Source organism: Agromyces soli (assembly GCF_022811605.1).
GTDB lineage: Bacteria > Actinomycetota > Actinomycetes > Actinomycetales > Microbacteriaceae > Agromyces > Agromyces soli.
Genome location: NZ_CP094533.1, coordinates 2,627,774 through 2,651,436, shown reverse-complemented (window position 1 = coordinate 2,651,436; position 23,663 = coordinate 2,627,774). Strand labels below are relative to the sequence as shown.

Below are 23,663 nucleotides of genomic sequence, written 5' to 3'. Positions count from 1 at the left end.
TCAGCCCGCGTTCAGCGAGGTCCAGGCCTCGAGCGCCGCGGCCATCTCGGCCTGCTTCTTGCTCGACCCTTCGCCGGAGGCGCGGACGAGTTCGCCGACCGAAACGGTGGCGAGGAAGTGCTTGCTGTGATCGGGGCCGCTCTCGGCGACCTCGTACACGGGCGGCGGGGCGCCGAGGCGGGCCGCCGCCTCCTGCAGACTCGTCTTCGGGTCCATCGCAGCACCGAAGCGCGCGGGGTCGCTCATGAGCGGGCTGACGAGGCGGAGCACGAGGGCCGTCGCCTCGTCGTCGCCGGCGTCGAGGTAGGTCGCGCCGATGATCGCCTCGACCGTGTCGGCGAGGATCGACGGTTTGTCGGCCCCGCCGGTCATGGTCTCACCGCGGCCGAGGCGGATGAACGGGCCGAGCCCGATCGCCCGGCCGACCTCTGCGAGTGCGGCGCTCGAGACGAGGCTCGCCCGGCGCTTGGCCAGCTCGCCCTCGTCGAGCTCGGGGTGATCGCGGAACAGCCGCACGGTGACGGCCTGCCCGAGGATCGAGTCGCCGAGGAACTCGAGCCGCTCGTTCGTCGGGATGCCGCCGTTCTCGTACGCGAACGACCGGTGCGTGAGCGCGAGCAGCAGCAGCTCGGGGTCGATCTCGATCTGCAGCGTCTCCTGGAGCGCTACGAGGTCTCGATCCGCAGGTCCCGTCTGCCGCGCGCGCGCCACGACCGGTCGTTCGGAGTCCGAGGGCCGACTAGACGTCGGCGACCTTCCGGCCCTTGTACTCGAGGAAGAGCGGGGTGCCCGCCGAGTCCTCGACCACGCGCGCGCGGTGCGGGAGGCTGTAGGTCACCTTGCCGTTCTCGACGGTCTTGACGAGCGTGGGGACCTCGGCCTTCCACTGCGAACGGCGCGCGTGGGTGTTGGCGCGTGACTTCTTCCGCTTGGGAACAGCCATGTCTCTCTCTCAATCTCTCTCAGAATCAGCACTGCCCGCGGCAGCGCCCTGGTCTTCGGAAGCCTCGAACCCGGCGAGCGCGGCCCATCGCGGGTCGTGCTGCTCGGGGGTGACGAGTTCCGGATGATCAGCCAGACGCTGCCCGGTCACAGGGTCGAGACCCGGGCAATCAGGCCGGCACACCGGCTGGAAGGGCAGTGCCAGCACTACCGCATCTCGGATGAGCGGTTCAAGATCCACGTGGTCGTCTTGAACCTCATACTCGAAAGCTTCCCCAGAATGATACGCGAAAAGCTCCTGGAACTCGACTTCGACGGGCACGGCGATGTCGATGAGGCACCGGCTGCACTCACCCTCGGCCACCGCGTCGAGCTCGACGCTCGTGAGAATCCCCTCATGCACGGACTCGAGTCGGACGTCGAGCTCGAGCACGGAGCCCTCGCGGACGGCGACCAGGCCCTCGCCGAGCTGGGCGGGGGCGGCGACGTCGAGCTCGACCTCGCGCATCTCGCCCGGGCGGTGCATGAGGTCGCGCACGGTGATGCGGAACGGGGAATCGTGATGGGCCACGATCGGCCATTCTACGCGCGCGCAGCCGCCCTGCGGCCCGCCCGCGCCGTGTCGAGCAATGAGACCGGCAGCAGCCGGGCTCGCCACCTCGCAGTCACCGGGGACCCTGCGCGGAGCGCGGTGACGAGGTCCACGAGTGCGGTCTCGGAGGCCGGCGCCGCGGTGCCGGGCGGGCCGTACCTGGCCCGCTCGACCGAGTCCCGCAGCGCGTTCAGGGCGTCGCGCGCCCGGTCGTCCAGGCCGCCGACCTCCTCGAGCAGCGCCTCGGCGGCCTCCCTGGGCGTCAGCGCGTCCGCGGACCCCGCCGGGTAGCCGAGGTCGCTCGCGGTGGCCATGGCCTCCCGCCAGGCGGCATCCGCGCCGCGGTCGTCGCGGCGGATCCTGCGGACGCGCACACGGCGCAGCCAGATCCGGGCGGCCGCCGGCAGGAGCAGGATCAGCAGGAGCACGAGGGTGACGAGCGGCCAGAGCACGGGGTCGTCCGTCGTGGCGGCCGTCTGGCCCCCGGAGAGCTGGCGCTCCGGGTCGAGGTCGGGCCGGGCGCCGGGGCTCGGTGCGGGCGTCCCGGGCACGAGCTCGGGCGTCGGCGCGGTCTCGCTCGCCCCCGGGCGCGAGTAGTCCGGCACCGTCCCGCGCCCGGGAGTCGGCTCGAACGGCACCCAGCCGACGCCCTGGAAGTAGAGCTCGGGCCAGGCGTGGAGATCCTGACTGTCCACCTGGACGACGGAGACGTTCTCGACCCGCTTCGTCGTCGGCGTGCCGGCCGTGTAGCCGACGGAGATGCGCGAGGGGATGCCGAGCTCACGGGCGAGCACCGCCATCGTCGAGGCGAAGTGCACGCAGTAGCCTTCGCGCTGCTCCAGGAACTCTGCGATCACGTCGAGGCCGCCGCCGTCGTACCCCTCCTCCACCGGGGCCTCGACGGAGTACGTGAAGTCCTTGCCTCGCAGATACTCCTGGATGGCGACGGCCCGGTCGTAGGCCGTGCCGCCACGGGCGCCGAGCTCCGCGGCGAGCTCGCGGACCGACTCGGGCACGTCCTCGGGGAGTTCGGTGAACTCCTGGATCGACTCGGGGATGCGGTCGCCCGAGGCCCGGAGCTGCTCGGCGGTGGGGTCGACCTCGAGCATCGTCGCCCGATACTGCTGCCCGCTCGTGTCGCTGTCGGCGCTGCGCACGGTGAGGGCGCCGCGGTCCCAGAACCAGGAGCCGTCGAGTCCCTCGACCGAGGACACCGGATATGGCAGCGGCAACCACGTGGTGCGGAGCTGCTGCACGGTGACGTCGATGGGATGCTGCGAGCGCGCCACCTCGTTCCCCAGGCCGGTCGGCGTCGGAAATTCGGCGACCGTGTTGTCGCCGTCGATCCGACGGTCGCCCGGCCCCCACACCTCGCCGTCGAAGCGGTCGATCGTGAGCAGCCGGAAGTACGGCCGGTCGCCGTCGCGCGCGACGTAGCTGAACGCGGGCACCGCGTCGGGTCGGCGCAGGTCCCGGCCGAGGTCGAGGAACGGGCTCACGCCGCGCGCGAAGAGCGCCCCCTGACCGCCCGTGCCGAGCAGCAGGCTCGACGAGACGCTCGGCGTGGCGGCGGTGAGCACCGAGGCGGCGAGGAGGCCGGCCGCGGCGAGCCCGACCGTCGGCAGCACGGTGGAGCCGACCGGCATCCGCCGCGGTGCGGTGATGCGCACCTCGTCGTCGTCCCGATGCGCGAGCGCGGCCCGTCGGCGCACCCGTACGTCGATGCGGAGCAGCAGCAGGAAGGCGGCCGCCGTGAGCACGAGCGTGCCGACCTCTGCGCCGGCTTCGATGAGGAAGCCGGGAACGAGGATCGGCACCATCGCGGGGGCCGCGGCGAGCGCCGGCAGTCGGAGGCTCAGCACCAGCACGTCGGCGAGCACCGCGAGCAGACCGGTGCCGAGTGCGAGCGCGAACGCGAGCGCGGGCACGACGACCGCGGGCACGGACTGCTGCGCGATCGTGCGCTGGGCGCCGCCGAGCAGCTCGCCGAACACGCCGAAGGTCTCGGCGGTCGGGACGAACAGCAGCAGCGAGCTGGTGCCGCCGAAGAAGAGCGTCAGCACCGCGAGCAGGATGCCCAGCTCCCCCACCGGGACCAGGGAGGCCGGGACCCGGATGGCTCGAAGCCCGGCCCCGCCGAACAGGACGGCCGCGGCGGTGGCGGCGCAGAGCCACCACCACCCGCTGCCGGCGAGCAGCGGGCCGAGCGCCATCACGGCGACGACGAGGAGCAGGAACGCGGCTGCGCTCAGTGCGAGCGCCTGCAGCCGGCTGAGCGGGGCACGATCACGGCGCATCGCGTTCACCCGCCAGGAACTCGGCCCAGCCCGTCTCGCGGGCCGCGGCGGCGCCGGTGGTCATCGGACGAGCCCCGAACGCCGTCGTCAGGTCGGCGGCGCGCCGGATGCGGACGATGCGCCAGTCCGCATGTTCGAGCGTCTCGATCCAGCGTTCGGCGACGGTCGGCAGCACGACGGCGACCGCCGGGGCGAAGGCCGCCCGGAGCGCCGCGAGCTCGGCGAGGCGCTCGTCGGACGGGCGCACCAGCACCGCGAAGCCCGGCATCGGCGCCCGCCGTTCCCGCGCCGCCGTCAGCCGGCCGGGGCTGCTGCCGTCCTCGCGCCGGCCCCGGTCGTCGTTGCGATCGCGGCGACGCCAGGTGCCCGGCGTCGGCAACCGGGCGAGGTCGTCGAGCAGCAGGGACGCACCGCCGCCCGGCTCGCGGTACTCGCCGCGTCCGGGCGCGCCCTCTTCGAGCGGCTGCAGGCGGACTCGGTAGCCGCGCTCGAGGAGATGCACGCCGAGCGAGGCGGCCGCTTCGACGGCGAGCTCGAACTCGAAGTCCGGGGCGTCGCCGCGATGGGCCTCGTCGCCTCGGCGGCTCGGCACGGTGTCGAGGAAGAGCCGCGCCTCGGGATCGCCGCGCTGCTCCTCCTCGCGGACCATCAGCTCGCCCCGGCGGGCGGTCGCGGCCCAGTTCACCCGCCGCAGCGGGTCGCCGTAGCGGTACTCGCGCGCGATCAGCTCGTCGGAGTTCGGCTGCATGCGACGCTGCAGGCTGTGCCGGGTCCCGTCGACCGCGGCAGTGCGCGCGAGCGCGCCGTCGATGGCCGTCACCCGGGGCGTGACGAGCAGTTCACGCTCGCCGCCGACCGCCCGGCGCATGACGGCGAGCCCGAACGGGTCGCCGAGCGAGAGCTGGAGCGGCCCGATCGGGTACGCGCCCCGGCGCGGAGTGCGCAGCAGGTAGTCGAGTCGCACGGTGTCGTCGCCGCTCGGCAGCGCCCGCTCCCACGGGCCGACGCCGGGGAGCACCTCCTCGGCGGGGACGAGGAGCGGCGAGGGCGCCTCGTCGCGCCATCTGGCTCCGTCGAAGGGCCGCCGCGACCGGTTCTGCACGGTGAGCCGCACCCTGGTCGAGCCGCCGGCCGCGACCGTGGCGGGCGCGAAAGCCCGGGTCACGCCGAGCCTCGGCATCCGCAGTGCCGCGTAGCCGAGCCCGACGACCGGCATCGCGATCGCGACGAACGCGAGCAGCAGCACGTCGCGGAGGTCGAACCAGAGGCTCACCGCGGCGAGCACCACCCCGATGACGACGAGCGCGGCCCCGCGTCGCGTCAGCCGCGGAACGGTGCGCGGCTGACGGCGGGTGGATGCCGGCACGGCTAGTCCCTTCGCGCGCTGCCGATCGGCACCGGCGTGTCTGCGACGATCCGGCGCACGATGGTGTCGATGAGCGGCCCGCTGTCGTGGTCGTGCGAGCCGAGCGCACGGCTCGTCGGGACGAGTCGGTGCGCGAGCACGGGCACGGCCAGGGCGTCGATGTCGTCGGGCAGCACGAAATCGCGGCCGTGCATCGCCGCGTGCGCCTTCGCGGCGCGCACGAGCTGCAGCGTCGCCCGCGGGCTCGCCCCGAGCCGCAGCTGCCGGTCCTCGCGCGTCGCCCGGGCGAGCTCGACGGCGTACTCCTTGACGGGGGCGGAGGTGAACACCCGCGACACGGTGCGGATCATGCCCTGCAGCTCGTCGAGCCCGACGACGGGGTCGACGAGTTCGATGGGACTCGCCGTCTCGCGCGTGGAGAGCATCGCGAGCTCGTCGGCCTGCGCCGGATAGCCCATCGAGATGCGCGCCATGAAGCGGTCGCGCTGCGCCTCGGGCAACGGATACGTGCCCTCCATCTCGACCGGGTTCTGCGTGGCGACGACGACGAAGGGGCGGCCGAGTCGGTGCGTGACGCCGTCGGCGGTGACCTGCCGCTCCTCCATGCACTCGAGCAGTGCGGACTGGGTCTTCGGGCTGGCCCGGTTGATCTCGTCACCGATGACGAGGTTCGCGAACACCGGCCCGGGCTTGAAGGTGAAGCTCCGCGTGGACTGGTCGAACACCGAGACGCCGGTGACGTCGCTCGGCAGCAGATCGGGGGTGAACTGGATGCGGCTCACCGTGAGGTCCACGGAGCGCGCGAGCGAACGTGCCAGCATCGTCTTGCCGACGCCGGGCACGTCCTCGATCAGCAGGTGCCCCTCCGCGAGCAGCACGGTGAGCGCCGAGACGACCGCTTCACGTTTGCCGCTGATGACGGTCTCGACGTTGGCGACGATGGCCGCGGCGCGGGCGCCGACCTCGTCGATGCCCGGTTCCGGCATCCCCGTCATGGTCGCTGCGCCCGCCTCGCTCACGGGGTCATCGCCCCCGCGAGGTACTCGGCGACGGAGGCCGGGACGTAGGGGCCGACGTCGCCGCCGAGGGAGGCGACCTGACGCACCAGCGAGCTCGAGACGTGCGCGTTCGCCGGGTCGGGCAGGAGGAACACCGTCTCGACGCCGGCCAGGTGGCGGTTCACGATCGCCATGGGCGTCTCGTAGGCCACGTCGAGCTGGGAGCGGATGCCCTTCACGAGCACGCTCGCCCCGACGTCGGTGCAGTAGTCGACGAGCAGGCCCATGCTCCAGCTCGCCACGACGATGTCGCCCTGGATGCCCGCGTCCGAGATGGACTGCTCGATCAGCGCGACCCGCTGGGCGATCGGCAGGAGGGCGCTCTTGTCGGGGTTGTGCACCACGACGACGTGGAGCTGGTCGTAGAGGCCGGCGGCACGCCCGATGACATCGAGGTGTCCGAGGGTGACGGGGTCGAACGAGCCGGGAACGACGGCGATCCGCTGCATGACTCCAGCGTAGTGCCCGGCGCAGCCGCGGGCTCGGCCGCCTCAGCTCTTGCTCAGGAACTCGCTGGCCTCGTCGTCGAGGCGCCGGCGCACGGCCTCCGCGAGCGCCGCGTGGCCGTCGAGGCCGGGGTCTGCCTCGAGGACCGCGGCGGCGTGGCCGCGCGCCTCGCCGATGAGCTCGGCGTCGCGCACCACCCGCAGCAGCTTCAGCGAGGAGCGGCCGCCCGACTGGCGGGCGCCGAGCACGTCGCCCTCCTGGCGGAGCTCCAGGTCGACCTGCGCGAGCTCGAAGCCGTCGAGCGTCGCGGCGACCGCCTCGACGCGCTGCAGCGCCACCGAGCCGGGCGTCGCCCGGGTCACCAGCAGGCACAGCCCCGGCACTCCGCCACGGCCGACCCGGCCGCGCAACTGGTGGAGCTGCGAGACGCCGAAACGGTCGGCGTCGACGACGACCATGGCGCTCGCGTTCGGCACGTCGACGCCCACCTCGATGACCGTGGTGGCGACGAGCACGTCGATCTCGCCCGCGGCGAACGCGCGCATGACTCGGTCCTTCTCGTCGGCGGCCATGCGACCGTGCAGCGCCTCGATGCGGGCCGAGCCGAGCTGCGGATGCTCGCGGAGCTCGGCCAGCGTCGCGATCACGGTGGCCGCCGGCCCGGCATCCGCCTCGGCCGGCTCGACCGGCTCGCCGTCGTCCTCCGCCTGCTTCTGATCGATCGCCGGGCAGACGACGAACGCCTGCCTGCCCAGGGCGAGCTCCTCGGCGAGCCGCTCCCAGATGCGCGATCGCCAGGCCGGACGGATGGCGAGCGGCACCACCTGCGAGGTGATGCCCGCGCGGCCGGCGGGGAGCTGCCGGATGGTGGAGACGTCGAGGTCGCCGAACACCGTCATGGCGACCGTGCGCGGGATCGGCGTCGCCGTGAGCACGAGCACGTGCGGCGCGGTGCGCCCCTTCAGCCGCAGGGCCTCGCGCTGCTCGACGCCGAAGCGGTGCTGCTCGTCGACGACGACGAGCCCGAGGTCGGCGAACGTCACCCGGTCGCCCATGAGCGCGTGGGTGCCGACGACGATGCGGGCCTGCCCCGCGGCGACCCGGAGCAGCGCCTTGCGCCGTTCGGCCGCGGGCAGCTGGCCGGTGACGAGCGTCGGGATGAGCTCGGCCGAGAGCTCGGGGCCGAGGACCTTGGCGATGGAGCGCACGTGCTGGGCGGCGAGCACCTCGGTGGGCGCGAGCAGCGCCGCCTGCCCGCCGGAGTCGGCCACCGCGAGCATCGCCCGCAGCGCGACGAGGGTCTTGCCCGAGCCGACCTCGCCCTGGACGAGGCGGTTCATCGGCGCGGCGCTCGCGAGGTCCTCGGCGATCTCGCGGCCGACCTCGTGCTGATCGTCGGTGAGCTCGAAACCGAGCGCCGCGTCGAAGCGCTCGAGCAGGCCACCGGGCGTCGGCCGGCGCTCGATCGCCGCGTGCGAACGGAGCGCCGCACGCCGCTGCAGGAGCGCGGTCTGCAGCACGAAGGCCTCGGTGAAGCGCAGCGTGCGCCGCGCCCCCTTCCAGTCGCCCTCGGTCGAGGGCCGATGGATCAGCTCCAGCGCCCGGCGGTGCCCCTCGAGGCCGCGGGCCTCGCGCACCTCGGCGGGCAGCGGGTCGTCGACCCGGCCGAGCCCGTCGAGCACGAGCGCCATCGACTTCGCGAGCTGCCAGCTGGCGATCGTCGAGGTCGCCGGGTAGATCGGGATCGGCGCCTGCGCCCAGCGCACCGCCTCGGCCTCGTCGACCGTGCGGGGGGTCTCGTCGTCGAAGAGCTCGTAGTCGGGATGCGCGAGCTGCCTGGCGCCCTTGTAGGAGCCGACCTTGCCCGCGAAGATTCCCCGCCGCCCGGGCTGCAGCTCGTTCTGCCGCCAGGACTGGTTGAAGAAGGTGAGGACGAGCACGCCGTTGCCGTCGGAGATCTTCGCCTCGACGATGGAGCCGCGCCGCTGCCGCATGGGCCGCTCGCGCACCTCGAGGACCTCGGCCACGATCGTCACGTTCTCGTCGAGCGGCAGCGAGTCGAGCGCCGTCAGCTCGCCGCGCATCGCGTAGCGCCGCGGGTAGTGCGAGAGGAACTCGCCGACGGTGCGGTAGCCGAACGCGCGCTCGATCGCCTGCGCCGTGCGCGAGCCGAGCGCCGTCGCGAGCTTCGATTCCAGGGCGAAGGAGCCGGGCTCCACGCTCGGCTCGGCTGCTGCGACGGTCATGCCTCGATCGTAGGCCGTGCCCCCGTCAACGCCTCGATCTCGGCCGTCACGAACGGGTCGTCGGCGCGCTCGGCGTCGAGCGCGCGCTGGATGGCCAGGGCCTCCTCGGTCCGGCCGAGCGTGCGCAGCGCCCGTGCCATCGACCAGCGCGCGACCCTGAGCTGCTCGGCGCTGCCGTACTGCTCGGCGGCCTCGGCGGCGAGCGTGAAATGGTGCAGCGCGGCGACGGCGTCGTCCGCGTCGTGCTTCGTCCAGCCGAGGTTGTTGTGCAGCGCGATGCCCCAGCGCAGCACGCGCGGGTCGCGGGAGCCGGCGAGCACGTCGAAGCCCTCGGCCGCCCACTCCTCCTCGTGACCGCCGTCGGTCAGCGCGAGCATGTGCAGGCCGTCGAGCACCAGGAACGCGGCGCCGGCGGCGGCAGCCTCGCGGACGGCGAGGGTCAGCTCCGGCAGCGCATCCTCCGGCCGTCCGGCGGCCGCGTGCAGGCGTCCGCGCTCGAGCGCGACCCGGGCGCGCAGCTCGGCGGCCTCGGGCCCGGACTCCGATCCCGGCGCCGCGGCGGCCACGCCGTCGAGCACCGCGAGCGCCTCCTCGGTGCGCCCCTGGAGGCCCACGGCGCGCGCGAGCTGCGCGGCCATGACCGCGCGCTTATGGGCGGTGCGCTCCGGATCGGCGGATGCCGCGCGGAAGCGCTGCTCGCTCGCCACCGGATCGGCGAAGTCCCACAGCCGGTCGATCTCGCGCTGTTCCGTGCCCCGATGGGACGAACTGGCTGAAAGTTCGGTCGAATCGTCCACGTTCCCATCATGGCAGCGCCACCCCCGAACGGGCGACCCCTTGACGGCGGATGACCGCTCGGACAGACGGTCCGCCGCTAAGCTGCGTGGAGCATGACGCGCATCATCGCCGGGTTCGCCGGCTCCCAGACCCTCGCCGTCCCCCGCACGGGCACCCGGCCGACGAGCGATCGCGTGCGCGAGGCGATCTTCTCCGCGCTCGAGGCGCGGGACGCCATCGCGGGCGCGCGAGTGCTCGACCTCTATGCCGGCTCCGGCGCCCTCGGGCTCGAGGCCGCGAGCCGCGGCGCGGCCGAGGTCGTGCTCGTCGAGCGCGCCAAGCCCGCCGCGGACATCTGCCGCAGGAACGCCGACGCCGTGCGCCGCGCGGCGCCTCGCGGCGCCGCGCCGACCATCCGGGTCGCCCAGCGCAGCGTCGCCGCGTTCCTCGAGCCCGGCGCGGCCCCCGGCCCCTGGGACCTCGTCTTCATCGATCCGCCGTACGAGCTCGGCGAGCCCGAGCTCGCCCGAGAGCTCGCCGCGCTCGCTCCGGCGCTCGCCGACGGCGCGCTGGTCGTCGTGGAGCGGAGCGCCCGTTCCGCCGAGCCGTCCTGGCCCGCCGGCATCGAGCTCGAGCGCCGCCGCGACTACGGCGAGACGACCCTGTGGTGGGCCGAGGTCCCGGATCAGCCCGAACGCCCGTCCCATCCCGAGTAGGGGTCCCAGCCGAGCGCTTCGACCGGCTCGCCGTCGAGCGAGAGCCGGCCCGGGGCGTCGACGACCCGCCCGATCGCTTCGAAGGGTGCGGGCAGCACTGCGCCCGCGGGGAAGGTCGCGAGCAGTCCATGATCCTCCGCGCCCGCGAGGGCGAGCCGCGGATCCGGTCCGAGCGCGCCGCCGTCGAAGTCGAGGCCGACCCCGCTCGCGACCGCGATGCGCCGGGCGTCGCGGGCGAGCCCGTCGGACACGTCGAGCATGGCGGTCGCCCCGGCGACGGCCGCATCGACGCCCGCGGCGACGGGCGGCTGCGGGGCGAGTTGCGCCGCGAGGAGCTCCGGCTCGCGCCGGCGCAGCAGGGCGGCGAGCGAGGCATCCGGCTCCCCCGTGGCGTCCCGCGCCTCGTCGAACAGCAGCGCCAGGCCGCGCGCCGCATCGCCCCTCACTCCGGCGTGCGCCAGCACGTCGCCGACGCGGGCCCCGGAGCGCAGCACCGGCGCACGCCCCTCCAGGTCGCCGAAAGCGGTCACCGCGAGGGTCAGCACCGTCGAGACGGAGAGGTCGCCGCCCACGACGCCGGCACCCGGCGCGAGGATCGCGAGCGCCTCTCGGAGCCCGTCGGCGATGCCCTCGAGCACGGCGACGTCGAGCTCGGGCGGGGCCGCGATCGCGACCGTGAGCGCCGTCGGCCGCGCCCCCATCGCGGCGACGTCGGTGAGGTTCGTGGCCGCCGCCTTCCAGCCGAGCTCGAACGGCGTCGACCAGGCGAGCCGGAAGTCCGGCCCGTGCACCATGAGGTCGGTCGTGACGACGAAGCGCCCGTCGGCCGCGGCGACCACCGCGGCGTCGTCGCCCGCGCCGAGCAGGGCCGACTCCCCCGGGGCGAGTCGGGGCAGCACCCTGGCCAGCACCGCATCCTCGCCGAGCCGTCCGATCGAGGCCGCGGCGCTCAGAGCGTCTTCCATGGCTCCCACGCTAGCCTGGCCTGGATGTCTCTCCGCCCCACCCGGCTCCGCCGCGCCCTGCGCGCCGCCGCCGTGATCGCCCCCGCCGCCCTGCTGCTCGCCGCCTGCACCCCGATCGTGCCGTTCGAGCCCGCCCCCGAGGCCTCGGACGCCGACTGCGCCTCGCTCGTGGTTCGGCTTCCGGACACCGTGGCCGAGCTGCCGAAGCGGGAGACGAACGCGCAGGGCACCGGGGCATGGGGCGAGCCGGCCTCGGTCCTGCTGCGCTGCGGGGTCCCGGTTCCCGGGCCGACCACCGAGCGCTGCGTGAGCGTCGACGGCATCGACTGGATCATCGACGAGTCCGACGCCCCGCGCTACCTGTTCACGACGTACGGCCGAACGCCGGCGGTCGAGGTGCTCGTCGACAACGACGTCGTCGGCGGCACCACGGCCATCGCCGATCTCTCGAACGCGGTCGGCGTCATCCCGGCCGACGGCGGGTGCACCTCGGTCGACGACCTCGGCGAGGTGCCGAGCGAGGGCTGAGCCGAAGGCTCAGCGGGCGCCGCGGGCCGCGCCGACCTCGATGAGGCGGGTGATCAGCTCGGGGTAGCTGAGCCCGGAGTTCAGCCAGCACGTCGGGAACATCGAGATCGGCGTGAAGCCGGGCATCGTGTTCACCTCGTTCACGACGTAGCCCTCGTCGGTCAGGAAGACGTCGACGCGGGCGAGCCCCTCGGCGCCGAGCGCCTCGAAGGCGCGCCGAGCGATGCGCTGCAGCTCGAACAGCTCGCCGTCGCCCAGCTCCGCCGGGCAGACGAGCTCGATGCCGGGCGCATCCAGGTACTTCGCCTCGAAGTCGTAGAAGTCGCGACCGGTCACGACGACCTCGCCCGCGACGCTGACGCCGATCTCGCCCGGCTCCGGCCCCTCGAGCACCGCGATCTCGATCTCGCGGCCCGCCACGGCGGACTCGACGAGCACGCTGCGGTCCTCGGCGAACGCGACGTCGAGCGCCGCGTCGAACGCCGCCCAGTCGCTCACCTTCGTGACGCCCACGGAGCTGCCGGCGCGGGCCGGCTTCACGAACACCGGCAGACCCAGCGCCTGCACGCGGCGCTGCCACAGCACCGGATCGGCGGTGAGCGCCTGGCGGGTGAGCGTCACCCACGGGGCGACCTGGATGCCGGCGCCCTCGAGCAGCGTCTTCGTCGCGTGCTTGTCCATGCCCGCCGCCGATGCGAGAACGCCGTTGCCGACGTAGGGCAGGCCGAGCAGCTCGAGCAGGCCCTGGATCGTGCCGTCCTCGCCGAAGCGGCCGTGCAGGATCGGGAACACCACGTCGACGTCGCCGAGCGAGCGGGTTTCCGAGCCGCCGTCGGCGGACACCGTCGTCACCCGCAGCTCGCGCGAGACGGCGCTGTCGGGCCAGCTCACCCGGGTGCCGTTGTCGACGACCTCGGGCAGCTGCGCCGGGTCGAGGGCGAAGCGCGCCGGGTCATCCGACTCGAGCACGAACGCACCGTCGCGGGTGATCCCGACCGGGATCACCTCGAAGCGGTCACGGTCGATCGCCCCCAGCACTCCCCCCGCCGTAGCGCAGCTGATCGAATGCTCGCTTGAACGCCCGCCGAAGAGCAGAACCACCCTGAGCTTGTCCATCGTTCGTCCTTTCGCCCTGGGGCTCGTCGTCCGTCGTGAGATGCGGGGCGATGTCGCGCGGGGCCAGCGTGCCGGCGAGCACCTGGCGCACCTGCTCGACGATGGGCATCGCGACGCCCTTCGCCTTCGCCAGCTCGAGGATCGGGCCGACCGAGGCCAGCCCCTCGGTCGTCTGCTGCATGCGCTCGACGACGTCCTTCAAGTGGTAGCCCTGCCCGAGCAGCCGCCCCGCGGTGTTGTTGCGCGACAGCGGCGACTGGCAGGTCGCGATGAGGTCGCCGAGGCCGGCGAGGCCCGACAGCGTCTCGGCCTGCGCCCCGTAGGCGACCGAGAAGTCCGTCATCTCGACGAGGCCGCGGGTGAGGATGGAGGCCTTCGTGTTCTCGCCGTAGCCGGCGCCGTCGACGATGCCGATCGCCACCGCGATCAGGTTCTTCAGCACACCGCCGAACTCGGTGCCCGGCACGTCGGTGTTCACGAAGGAGTGGAAGTACCGGTTGCGCGACACCGAGGCGACGGCCTGCGCCGTCTCGAGGCTCGAGGAGGAGACGACGGCCGCCGTGGGCTGCTCCTTCGCGATCTCGAGCGCGAGGTTCGGGCCGGAGATGACCGCGATGCGCGACTCGTCGATCGGCAGCACCTCGGCGATGACCTGACTCATGCGCAGGCCGCTCGCCTTCTCGACGCCCTTCATCAGCGAGACGACGATCGCGTCGGCGTGCAGGTGCGGGGTGATGGCCTCGAGGTTGTCGCGGAGCGACTGGCTCGGCACCGAGATGTAGACCTGCTCCGCCCCGGCCAGGGCGAGATCGAGCCGGCTCGTCGAGCGGAGGCCCCGCGGCAGGTTGATGCCGGGGAGGTAGTCGCTGTTGCGCTGCGCCTCCTGGATCTCGCGGGCGAGCTCCGGCCGCCTCGCCCAGAGCATCACGTCGGCGCCGCCGTCGGCGAGGATCTTCGCGAAGGTCGTGCCCCAGCTTCCCGCCCCGAGCACCGCGACGCGGGTGCCGTGGGGCTTGCGTGGGCCGTTCCTAGTCTTCAAGGCGGCCCGTCTCCTTCTGGCCGTGCACGACGGGGTCCCAGCGCTCGGCGGGAGCCGGCTCGCCGCGCAGCTCGGCCAGCAGCTCGGCGATCGCGTCCATGAGGTCGGCGGTGGCCGCGACCATCGTCGCCTGGTCGAGCGGCCGGCCGCGGTAGGGCGTGAGGTCGACGGGCTCGCCGATGGCGACGTCGATCGTCTTGCGCGGGAACAGGCTCAGCTTCTTGCCGTAGCGCGGCATGAGGGCCTGGGTGCCCCAGTGGGCGGCGGGGACGAGCGGGATGCCTCGCTCGAGCGCGATGCGCACCGCGCCCGTCTTGCCGCGCATGGGCCAGAGATCCGGGTCCCGCGTCAGCGAGCCCTCGGGGTAGACGATGACCATCCGCCCCTTCTCGACGAGCTCCTCGGCGGCCCGAAGGGCGTCGTGCCCCCGGCTGCCGCTGCGCTCGACCGGGATCTGGCCCGAGGCGCGCAGCGCCCAGCCGACGACCGGCACCTTGAAGAGCGAGGCCTTCGCCAGGAAGCGCGGGGCGCGACCCAGCTTCCAGCTCGCGGCGCCCATCACGACCGGGTCGATCTCGCTGTAGTGGTTCGGCGCGAGCACGAACGCCCCCGACTGCGGCATGCGCTCGCGGTGGTGGAAGCGGTACTTCACCCCGAGGTTGATGATCGGCAGGATGATCGCCGCGAGGAACCAGAAGAAGGAGGGCCGCCGGGTCTCCGACCGCGGTTTCGCCCCCGCCGCCGGAGGCGGATCACTCACCGGCTTCGACTCATCCGCGCCGTCGTCGTTCGCCACCTGGCCGTTCACCCTTCGAGTTCGAAGTCCGCCCCGAGCAGCTCGAGCTTCCCGATGAAGTTCTCGTAGCCACGGGCGATGATGCCGACGTTCGACACGGTCGATCGGCCCTCGGCCGTCAGCGCCGCGATGAGGTGGCTGAACCCGCCGCGCAGGTCGGGCACCTCGATGTCGGCACCGGTCAGCTTGGCGGGCCCGGAGATGACGGCCGAGTGCTTGAAGTTGCGCTGGCCGAAGCGGCACGGCTTGCCCGTCAGGCACTCCTTGTGCACGTCGATCTTCGCGCCCATCTCGACGAGCGCGTCGACGAAGCCGAAGCGCTGCTCGTAGACGGTCTCGTGCACGATCGAGACGCCCTTGGCCTTCGTGAGGGCGATCACGAGCGGCTGCTGCCAGTCGGTCATGAAGCCGGGGTGCACGTCGGTCTCGATGATCGTGGAGCGGAGTTCGCCGCCGGGGTGGAAGAAGCGGATGCCGTCCTCTTCGATCTCGAAGTCGCCGCCGACCTTGCGGAAGACGTTCAGGAAGGTGAGCATCTCGGCCTGGCGGGCGCCGCCGACGAAGATGTCGCCGTCGGTCGCGAGGGCCGCGGCCGCCCAGCTCGCGGCCTCGTTGCGGTCGAACAGCGCGCGGTGGCTGTAGCCGGAGAGCCGGTCGACGCCCTCGATGCGGATGACGCGGTCGGTGTCGACCGTGATGATCGCACCCATCTTCTGCAGGATGTTGATGAGATCCATGATCTCGGGCTCGATCGCGGCACCGGTGAGCTCGGTGATGCCGTCGGCGAGGGTCGCCGTGAGCAGCACCTGCTCGGTCGCGCCGACGCTCGGGTACGGCAGTTCGACCTTCGCGCCCTTCAGCCCGTTCGGAGCCGACATGCGGATGCCGCTCGGCAGCTTCTCGACGATCGCGCCGAAGTTGCGCAGCACCTCGAGGTGGTAGTCGATCGGCCGGTCGCCGATGCGGCACCCGCCGAGGTCGGGGATGAACGCCTCGCCGAGGCGGTGCAGCAGGGGCCCGCAGAACAGGATCGGGATGCGGCTCGACCCGGCGTGGGCGTCGATGTCGGCCATGTGCGCCTGCGCGACGCCCGAGGGGTCGAGCACCAGCGCGCCGGGCTCCTCGCCCTCGGTGACGGTCACGCCGTGCACCTCGAGCAGACCGCGGACGATGCGGACGTCGCTGATGTTCGGCACGTCCTTCAGCACGCTGGGCGTGTCGCCGAGGATCGCCGCGACCATCGCCTTGGTGACGAGGTTCTTCGCGCCCTTCAGCTCGATGCGGCCCCGCAGCGGCTTGCCGCCGTTGATCGTGATCTTGTCGACCTCGAGTCCCACTGCGCTCCCGTGCTGCTTCGCGTCATCAACGAGTGTGTTCACTCAGTTCCCTGCTTCCGCCGGCTCCCGGATCGGGAGCGTTGTTGGCCGCCATGCCGCTCGATGCTGTTCGAACTCGGCGATGGCCTCTTCTTCGCGCAGAGTGAGCCCGATGTCGTCGAGTCCCTCCAACAGCCTCCACCGAGTGTAGTCGTCGATCTCGAACGAAACCGTGAGCTCGCCTGCGCTCACCGTACGGTCAACGAGATCCACCGTGACCGGCATTCCCGGCTCGGCCTCGATGACCTCCCAGATGCGCTCGATGTCCTCGTACGCGACGAGCGCGGCGAGCAGCCCCTGCTTGCCGGCGTTGCCGCGGAAGATGTCGCCGAAGCGGCTCGAGATGACGACCTGGAACCCGAAGTCGCGGAGCGCCCACACGGCGTGCTCGCGGCTCGAACCGGTGCCGAAGTCGGGGCCGGCGACGAGCACGCTCGCGCCCCGGTATGCGGGCTGGTTGAGGATGAACTCCGGGTCCTGGCGCCAGCCGTGGAAGAGGGCGTCGTCGAAGCCGGTCTTCGTGACGCGCTTCAGGAACACCGCGGGGATGATCTGATCGGTGTCGACGTTCGAACGGCGCAGCGGAACGGCGACGCCGGTGACGGTGCTGATCTTCTCCATGATTACTTCGCCTCCACCTCGGTCACGGCCTGTTCGAGATCCCAGGGGCTCGAGAGCGTGCCGCGGATCGCGGTCGCCGCCGCCACGAGCGGGGACACCAGGTGGGTGCGGCCGCCCTTGCCCTGCCGCCCCTCGAAGTTGCGGTTCGAGGTCGACGCGCAGCGCTCCCCCGGTGCGAGCTGGTCCGGGTTCATGCCCAGGCACATCGAGCAGCCGGCGAAGCGCCACTCGGCGCCGAAGGCCTCGAAGACCTTGTCGAGCCCCTCGGCCTCGGCCTCGAGGCGCACCCGCGCGGAGCCGGGCACGACCATGACGCGGACGCCCTCGGCCTTCTGCTTGCCGGCGACGATGGACGCGAAGGCGCGCAGGTCCTCGATGCGGCTGTTCGTGCACGAGCCCATGAAGACCGCGTCGACCTTGATCTCCTTGAGCGGCACGCCCGGTCGGAGGTCCATGTACTCGAGGGCGCGCTCGGCGGCGGCGCGCTCGTGCTGGTCGTCGATGGCCGCGGGGTCCGGCACGCGTTCGGAGAGCGAGACGCCCTGGCCGGGGTTCGTGCCCCAGGTGACGAAGGGCTCGAGGGCGTCGGCGTCGATGAAGACCTCGGCGTCGAACTCGGCGCCCTCGTCGCTCGGCAGCGTCTTCCAGTACTCGACCGCGGCATCCCAGTCGGCGCCCTCGGGCGCGTGCGCGCGGCCCTTCAGGTAGGCGAAGGTGGTCTCGTCGGGCGCGACCATGCCGGCGCGGGCGCCGGCCTCGATGGACATATTGCAGATCGTCATCCGGCCGTCCATCGACAGTGCTCGGATGGCACTGCCGCGGTACTCGAGCACGTAGCCCTGGCCGCCGCCGGTGCCGATCTTCGCGATCACCGCGAGGATGATGTCCTTGGCCGTGACGCCAGGTCGCAGGGTGCCCTCGACGTTGATCGCCATCGTCTTGAACGGCTTCAGCGGCAGCGTCTGCGTCGCGAGCACGTGCTCGACCTCGCTCGTGCCGATGCCGAACGCCATCGCGCCGAACGCGCCGTGCGTCGAGGTGTGCGAGTCACCGCAGACGACCGTGATGCCGGGCATCGTGAGGCCGAGCTGCGGGCCGACGACGTGGACGATGCCCTGCTCCTTGTCGCCGAGCGAGTGCAGGCGGATGCCGAACTCGGCCGCGTTGCGACGCAGCGTCTCGATCTGCGTGCGGCTCGTCAGATCGGCGATGGGCTTGTCGATGTCGAGCGTCGGGGTGTTGTGGTCCTCGGTCGCGATCGTGAGGTCGGGGCGGCGGACCGGCCGACCGGCCATGCGCAGGCCGTCGAAGGCCTGCGGGCTCGTCACCTCGTGCACCAGGTGCAGGTCGATGTAGATGAGGTCGGGGGTGCCGTCCTCGCCCTGCTTGACGAGGTGGTCGTCCCACACCTTCTCGGCGAGGGTGCGGGGGCGTTCGCTTGACGCGGTCATGCGGTGGTCTTCCTTCGGTTCTGCTCTGAATCAGCCGTCGACGGACTCCGCGGCGGGGAAGGGCCTAGAACGAGGCCCCGCCGCGGCACCGAAGCAGAAGTCGCCGTGCACGCACCCTGACAGATTACACGTTCGGCGAGGGCAGTCTCGCCACGAGCAGCCGCAGGCGCCCGAGAACGAGCACCTCGCCGTCGCCCACGAGTCCGGTCCCGCCCGGCGCGAGTTCTTCCGGCTCCGCCCCCGGGCGCTCGATGCGGACGCCGTTCGTGGAGTGCAGGTCCGTGATCGCGAGCGCCGCGCCCGCCGGGACGGCCAGCGCGTGGGTCTTCGACACCGTGCGGCTCGGATCGTCGATCGGGACGGCGGCGCTCGCTCCCTCCGCATCCTCGATGCGCGGCGCCCGGCCGAGCACCGACGGACCCGTGACGACCGCGTCGGCGCCGCCCGCGGCGGCGAGCCGCCACCGGACGCGCTCCCCCGTGACCTCGAACGCCGGGTCGATCGGCGGCGGCGCCTGCACGACGGGGCCGCCGGGCGTCGGCCGGAGCGGCGGCGGGCCGCTCCGGCCCGGGGCGAACGAGGGCAGCGTGCGCTCGACGGGTTTCGAGGCGCGCTCGGGGGCGGCCGGCGGTTCGCCGGGCACGAGCCCCGGCGGCGGCACGATGAAGTCGGACCCGTCCACGTCGCCAGCCTAGCGGCGGCGCCCCCGCTTCCGTCGCCGCGAATAGCGGTAGCGGCTCACGATGCGCCGGACGCGGCCGGCTGCGGCCGTCGCGGCGGCGGCCACGGCATCCGCCTCCGTCCAGCGCTGGGTCGCGACCTCCTCGTCGAGCTCACGGCCCTCGAAGACGTCCCGATCGACGGCGGCGGCGAGTGCAGCCAGCGACTCGGCGCCGGCGAGCCCCTGCTCGCCGGACTGGCCGGCGAGCGCGAGGGCCGTCTGCCGGCGCGTCGCCCGCTCCGGTGGTTCGAGCCCGAGCTCGGCATAGCGGTCGACGAGCTCGTCCCAGGCACCGGCCGAGCTGCGATCGGGGCGTTCCCGGAGCCGGCGCGCCCGCCGCCGACGCTTCGCGAGCGTGACGAACAGCAGCGGCAGCAAGACCACGGCGAGCGGAATGCCGAGCGAGCCCGCGAGCACCCAGACCCAGGCGGGCACCTCGAAGGGATGGTCCCGCTTCTCGTCCTCGGTGTCGTCGATCTCGACCGTCGTGAGCAGTTCGTCGTCGGTGGACTCGTTGCGCGGCGGCTGGCGCACCTGCGGCTGCGGCTCGCTCTTCGGCCGCGGGGTCTGCTCCTGCGGCACGTCGACCTGATCGGGAGTCGGGCGGAAGCTCACCCAGCCGATGCCCTCGAACGGGACCTCGACCCAGGCGGTCACGTCCTCGCCGCGCACCTCGACCTCCTCGGCCCCCTCCTGCACCTCGGGGGCGAAGCCCATCACGACCCGGGCCGGATAGCCGAGCTGCCGGACCATGAGCGCCATCGCGGCGGCGTACTGCTCCTCGTCGCCCACCATCTGGGAGCGCGTGAACAGCTCGATCAGTCGGTCCGCACCGTGGCCCGCGCGCGAGGCGACGGAGTCCGAGGCGAGGCCGTGGCTGAGGAAGCCGTTCGTCTTCAGCCCCGTCTCGATCGCCCGGATGCGTCCGATCGCGCTCTCCTCGTCGCCCGCGTACTCCTCCGCCTTCGCCGCGACGACGTCCGGCAGCTGATCGACGGGCGGCAGCTCGAGCCGGGCGACCGGGACGTCGGCGAGGGCGTCGGGATCGGGCTGCACCTGGATGCGGGCGTCGAGCGCGTAGCTGCCGCCCGCCTGGAACCCGCTCGTGAGCACGGCGGTGCCCGCGTCGGCGTTGTACCTGAGGTCGCCCGCCCGCCCGGCGGTGCCGTCGTCGATCAGCCGCAGCTGCGAGCCGTAGCCGATCGTCGGCAGCCAGACGTCGTGGTACGCGAGCGACTCGACCTCGAGGTGCCGTTCGCTGCCGAGCTCGGCGAGCGTCGGCTTCGGCAGCGTCTCGCCGACGATCGCGTAGCCCCCGTCCACCGCGGACTCCGGGCCCGCCACCGTGAAGAGTCGGCCCGTGTAGGCATCCATCGAGGCCAGCCGGAGCACATCGCCCGGCTGCATCCCGCGCACCCGGAGCACCGGCTCCTCGGCGAGGTCCTTCGTATAGCTCCGGAACCCGGCGAGCGGGCTCGAGAACTCGCGCGCGTCGAACGGCGGCACGATCTCGTCGCGGAGCACGAAGCGCTCGGCGGCGGTCGGCGCGAAGGCGAGGCCGGCGACCGTGCCGACGACGACCGCGCCGCCGACGACGGCGGCCGCGCCGCCCGCGCGCCGGAGCAGCGTGCGCCCGTCCGCCCCGCCCTGTTCGATGCCCGTGCTGCGCCGCCACGCCAGCCAGAGGAGTGCGAGCGCACCGAAGGCCACGCCCCGCACCGCCGCGAGGAACGCCTCGTCCGTGCCGAGCAGGATGCCGGAGATGTAGAGCAGAACGGGGCCGATCAGCAGCACCGCCGCGCGCAGCACCGTGCGGCGGGCGGGCAGCCAGCGGAGCACGAGGAGGCCGCCGACGAGCGAGACGAGCCACGTCGCGACGTACGGCACGGCCGCGACGTAGTACGGCGCCTCGACCGGCGCGGCGATGGTCACGAGATCGGCCCAGCCGTAGACGGCGCCGATCGCGAGGCCGGCCAGCGAGTCGAGGCTCGGCAGCACCACGGCGATCCCCTGCCCGGGCATCGCGAACGGCGTGCCGAGCAGGAAGTAGGCCGCGAGCGCGAGCAGCACGGTGTTCAGCACCCCGAGGCGCAGCAGCGAGCCGAGCAGCGCGGCCCCGGTGCCGACGACGAGCCCGCCGACGGCGGCGAGGAGGAAGTCCATGCCGCCGAAGCTCGTCTCGTAGCCGGCGACGGCGAGCAGGCAGAGGGCGGCGAGCACGCCGAGGTCGACGAGCTGCGTGGCCGTCACCGTCCCGGCGAGGCGGGACGGTGCGGCGGGCGCCGGGGCGGCGGGGCGTGCGGCGGTCACGGCCGGACCCTCCGCATCACCGCGGCGAGCTCGCCGAGCTCGCCGATCGTCGCGACCGTGCTGCGGCCGACCTTCGCGATGCGCGACTCGGCGCCGCGCTGCACCCGGACGGCGACGAGCGGGGTCTCGGGAGGGAGAACCGTCTGCACCGCCCGGACCTCGCTGAGCGGCTGCGCGCCGCCGGTGACGAGGACGACGACGCTCGCCGCCGGCGCCAGCCGGATGCGGTCGCGCACGAGCTCGCGCAGTCCGCCGAGCGCCGGACCGCCGCGCCGCGCGTACGGCGCGATCCGGCAGGTGTCGTCGAGGAGGCTCGTCGTGCTCGTCGTCCGGAGCCGCATCCGCTCGGTGGCGCACACCGTCTTGGTGGCGTCGTGGATCAGCTGCACCCCGATCGAGGCGAACACCGAGACGCCCAGCTCGAACTCGGCCTCGTCGTCGTAGTGCGTCTCCTCCGTCGACTGCAGGAGCACGAGCTCGGAGCGCCGGGTCTCCTCGTACTGCCGCACCATGAGCCGGCCGGTGCGGGCCGAGCTGCGCCAGTGGACGTTCCGCAGCGGGTCGCCCGGCTCGTAGGCGCGGAGCGCGTGGAAGGAGAGGTCGTGATCGGTGATGACCTTCGTCACCTCGCCCTCGAGGTCGCGCACGAGCCCGGCGGCGGACGGACGGAGCCGGGCCGTGACCGGATGCACGAAGAGCTCGACCGGGTCGTTCCAGCGCACCGTGCGGCGGAGCAGGCCGAGCTCGTCGCCGCGCACCGAGATGGCGGGGCCGGCGACGATGACGGCCCGCCGGTTCGTCGGCACGGCGAAGAGCTCCTCGTGCTCGGCCCGGGGCTCCAGCGACGGGATCCGGAACACCGCCGAGCCCTCGCCCACAGGCAGCTCGATGCGCGAGGAGACCGAGTTCGCGGTGCCGTCGTTCACGACGGTCAGGCGCCCGAGCGCCCGCTCCCCCGCGACCACCCGGCGCGGCTCGAGCTCGACGCCGACCCGGTAGCGCAGCCGGCCGAACACGAAGGGCACGGCGACGAGGATGGCTCCGGCGAGCGTCGCGGCGAGGAAGCCGAACTCCACCCAGTCGAAGACGAGCGCGATGAGCGCCGCCGCGAGCGCGGCGACCAGCACGAGCCATCCCGTCGTGGAGACCAGGCTCGTGACCGGGCGGACGAAGGCTGCGACGGCCGTCCAGGCCCGGCCGATCCCGTCGCCGAGCGAGCCGGCCGCGCGCACGACGGAGCGCCCGACGGCCTGGAAGGCCAGTCGGGACTGCGAAGGCTGCGGCGCGGCGCCGGCGTCCTGCGTCATGCCGCCCGGTAGGCGGGCGGCGCCACGTCGGCGAGGGCGCGGGCCACGATGTCGGTCGCCGTGACGCCGGTGAACTCCGCCTCCGGGTCGACGATGATGCGGTGCGAGAGCACGGGCACGGCGAGCTCGCGGATGTCGTCGGGCGTCACGTAGCCGCGTCCCTGGGCGATCGCCCACGTCTTCGCGGCACGGGCCAGCGCGAGAGCGCCGCGCATGCTCACGCCGAGCGCGGAATCCGGGTGCTCCCGGGTCGCCGTGACGACCTCGTTCAGGTACGACACGACCGACTCGTCGACGTAGACCTCAGCGGCGAGGGCCGACATCGCGGAGATCGAGCTCGCGGCGATGATCGGGGTGATCCCGTCGGCTCGCGCCCGGTTCGCCGAGTCCAGGAGCACGGCGACGGCCGCGGCGTGGTCGGGGTACCCGAGCGAGGTCTTGATGAGGAAGCGGTCGAGCTGGGCCTCGGGCAGCGCATAGGTGCCCGCCTGCTCGACGGGGTTCTGGGTGGCGATCACCATGAAGGGGCGCTCGACCTCGTAGCCGACGCCGTCGACGGTGACCCGCCCCTCCTCCATCACCTCGAGCAGCGCCGACTGCGTCTTCGGGCTGGCGCGGTTGATCTCGTCGGCGAGCACGACCGAGGCGAAGATCGGGCCGCGGTGGAACTCGAACCGCCCCTTCGTCTGGTCGAAGATCGTGACGCCCGTGACGTCGGAGGGCAGCAGGTCCGGCGTGAACTGGATGCGCGAGTTCGTGCCGTCGAGGGTGTTCGCGAGCGCCTTGGCGAGCACGGTCTTGCCGGTGCCCGGCACATCCTCGAGCAGCACGTGCCCCTCGGAGAGCATGGCCGTCAGCACGAGCGCGATGATGTCGCGCTTGCCGAGGATGGCCCGGTCGATGTTCTCGACGAGTCGCCCGAAGGCGTCGCGGAACCACTCCGCCTGCTCCTGCGTCACTGCCATGTCGTTCGTACCTCCACGGTGGGAATC

At 73.1% G+C, this 23,663-nt stretch carries 22 protein-coding genes; 2 read left to right on the top strand and 20 right to left on the bottom strand.

The features are described from left to right. The 9 genes from rnc to MTP13_RS12660 are packed head-to-tail and all read right to left on the bottom strand — an operon-like array spanning position 1 to position 9,745. Complete coding sequence (gene rnc / locus MTP13_RS12700; RefSeq protein WP_424221779.1) at positions 1-711, bottom strand: ribonuclease III; 711 nt, start codon at positions 709-711, stop codon at positions 1-3. A 28-nt stretch (positions 712-739) separates the two neighbouring features. Further along, positions 740-943 (bottom strand): 50S ribosomal protein L32, encoded by a 204-nt coding sequence (gene rpmF, locus MTP13_RS12695; protein WP_067950558.1) that lies wholly within the window; start codon positions 941-943, stop codon positions 740-742. Between the two features lie 9 nt (positions 944-952). Then, complete coding sequence (locus MTP13_RS12690; RefSeq protein ID WP_243570826.1) at positions 953-1,468, bottom strand: YceD family protein; 516 nt, start codon at positions 1,466-1,468, stop codon at positions 953-955. A gap of 56 nt (positions 1,469-1,524) precedes the next feature. After that, entirely contained in the window at positions 1,525-3,831 is a 2,307-nt protein-coding gene (locus MTP13_RS12685; protein ID WP_243568107.1) for a transglutaminase TgpA family protein, read from the bottom strand. Then, complete coding sequence (locus MTP13_RS12680) at positions 3,821-5,197, bottom strand: DUF58 domain-containing protein (RefSeq protein WP_243568106.1); 1,377 nt, start codon at positions 5,195-5,197, stop codon at positions 3,821-3,823. The genes MTP13_RS12685 and MTP13_RS12680 overlap by 11 nt, the downstream gene beginning before the upstream one ends. 2 nt (positions 5,198-5,199) lie before the next feature. Next, complete coding sequence (locus MTP13_RS12675) at positions 5,200-6,183, bottom strand: AAA family ATPase (RefSeq protein ID WP_243568105.1); 984 nt, start codon at positions 6,181-6,183, stop codon at positions 5,200-5,202. 29 nt (positions 6,184-6,212) lie between these two features. Continuing rightward, positions 6,213-6,704 (bottom strand): pantetheine-phosphate adenylyltransferase, encoded by a 492-nt coding sequence (coaD, locus tag MTP13_RS12670; RefSeq protein ID WP_243568104.1) that lies wholly within the window; start codon positions 6,702-6,704, stop codon positions 6,213-6,215. A 42-nt stretch (positions 6,705-6,746) separates the two neighbouring features. Beyond that, entirely contained in the window at positions 6,747-8,948 is a 2,202-nt protein-coding gene (locus MTP13_RS12665; RefSeq protein ID WP_243568103.1) for an ATP-dependent DNA helicase RecG, read from the bottom strand. Further along, positions 8,945-9,745: a hypothetical protein gene (locus tag MTP13_RS12660; RefSeq protein ID WP_243568102.1), complete on the bottom strand. Its 801-nt coding sequence runs from the start codon at positions 9,743-9,745 to the stop codon at positions 8,945-8,947. Before MTP13_RS12660 ends, MTP13_RS12665 begins: the two co-directional genes overlap by 4 nt. Positions 9,746-9,838: 93 nt before the next feature. Between MTP13_RS12660 and rsmD the strand changes: the two genes are divergently transcribed. Next, positions 9,839-10,441 (top strand): 16S rRNA (guanine(966)-N(2))-methyltransferase RsmD, encoded by a 603-nt coding sequence (gene rsmD / locus MTP13_RS12655; RefSeq protein ID WP_243568101.1) that lies wholly within the window; start codon positions 9,839-9,841, stop codon positions 10,439-10,441. Here rsmD and thiL read toward each other — a convergent pair. After that, positions 10,411-11,406, bottom strand: a complete 996-nt coding sequence (thiL, locus tag MTP13_RS12650; protein ID WP_243568100.1) for a thiamine-phosphate kinase — start codon at positions 11,404-11,406, stop codon at positions 10,411-10,413. The genes rsmD and thiL overlap by 31 nt on opposite strands. A gap of 24 nt (positions 11,407-11,430) precedes the next feature. Here thiL and MTP13_RS12645 point away from each other — a divergent pair, with 24 nt between their 5' ends. Then, the gene (locus MTP13_RS12645; RefSeq protein WP_243568099.1) at positions 11,431-11,934 is read left to right on the top strand and encodes a DUF3515 domain-containing protein; all 504 of its coding nucleotides are present in this window, start codon (positions 11,431-11,433) and stop codon (positions 11,932-11,934) included. A 9-nt stretch (positions 11,935-11,943) separates the two neighbouring features. Here the strand turns inward: MTP13_RS12645 and MTP13_RS12640 are convergent, their stop codons facing one another. The 10 genes from MTP13_RS12640 to MTP13_RS12595 all read right to left on the bottom strand — a co-directional run bounded on the left by MTP13_RS12640 (position 11,944) and on the right by MTP13_RS12595 (position 23,636). Continuing rightward, complete coding sequence (locus MTP13_RS12640) at positions 11,944-13,050, bottom strand: D-alanine--D-alanine ligase family protein (RefSeq protein WP_243568098.1); 1,107 nt, start codon at positions 13,048-13,050, stop codon at positions 11,944-11,946. Then, positions 12,950-14,089: an NAD(P)H-dependent glycerol-3-phosphate dehydrogenase gene (locus tag MTP13_RS12635; protein ID WP_243568097.1), complete on the bottom strand. Its 1,140-nt coding sequence runs from the start codon at positions 14,087-14,089 to the stop codon at positions 12,950-12,952. The genes MTP13_RS12640 and MTP13_RS12635 overlap by 101 nt, the downstream gene beginning before the upstream one ends. Further along, positions 14,079-14,885 carry a lysophospholipid acyltransferase family protein gene (locus MTP13_RS12630; RefSeq protein ID WP_424221778.1) on the bottom strand — a complete coding sequence of 269 codons (807 nt, stop codon included), beginning with the start codon at positions 14,883-14,885 and terminating at the stop codon, positions 14,079-14,081. Before MTP13_RS12630 ends, MTP13_RS12635 begins: the two co-directional genes overlap by 11 nt. A gap of 8 nt (positions 14,886-14,893) precedes the next feature. After that, positions 14,894-16,264, bottom strand: coding sequence for a UDP-N-acetylglucosamine 1-carboxyvinyltransferase (gene murA / locus MTP13_RS12625; protein WP_243568096.1), 1,371 nt, complete (start codon positions 16,262-16,264; stop codon positions 14,894-14,896). Then, complete coding sequence (gene leuD, locus MTP13_RS12620; RefSeq protein WP_243568095.1) at positions 16,265-16,882, bottom strand: 3-isopropylmalate dehydratase small subunit; 618 nt, start codon at positions 16,880-16,882, stop codon at positions 16,265-16,267. It lies immediately after the preceding gene. A gap of 2 nt (positions 16,883-16,884) precedes the next feature. Continuing rightward, positions 16,885-18,333: a 3-isopropylmalate dehydratase large subunit gene (gene leuC / locus MTP13_RS12615; protein WP_243568094.1), complete on the bottom strand. Its 1,449-nt coding sequence runs from the start codon at positions 18,331-18,333 to the stop codon at positions 16,885-16,887. A 124-nt stretch (positions 18,334-18,457) separates the two neighbouring features. Next, on the bottom strand, positions 18,458-19,015 hold the full coding sequence (locus tag MTP13_RS12610) for an FHA domain-containing protein (RefSeq protein ID WP_243568093.1): 558 nt from the start codon (positions 19,013-19,015) through the stop codon (positions 18,458-18,460). A 9-nt stretch (positions 19,016-19,024) separates the two neighbouring features. Then, entirely contained in the window at positions 19,025-21,364 is a 2,340-nt protein-coding gene (locus MTP13_RS12605) for a transglutaminase-like domain-containing protein (RefSeq protein ID WP_243568092.1), read from the bottom strand. Further along, entirely contained in the window at positions 21,361-22,671 is a 1,311-nt protein-coding gene (locus MTP13_RS12600; RefSeq protein WP_243568091.1) for a DUF58 domain-containing protein, read from the bottom strand. The genes MTP13_RS12605 and MTP13_RS12600 overlap by 4 nt, the downstream gene beginning before the upstream one ends. Then, the gene (locus MTP13_RS12595; RefSeq protein WP_243568090.1) at positions 22,668-23,636 is read right to left on the bottom strand and encodes an AAA family ATPase; all 969 of its coding nucleotides are present in this window, start codon (positions 23,634-23,636) and stop codon (positions 22,668-22,670) included. The genes MTP13_RS12600 and MTP13_RS12595 overlap by 4 nt, the downstream gene beginning before the upstream one ends. Positions 23,637-23,663: the final 27 nt, after the last annotated feature.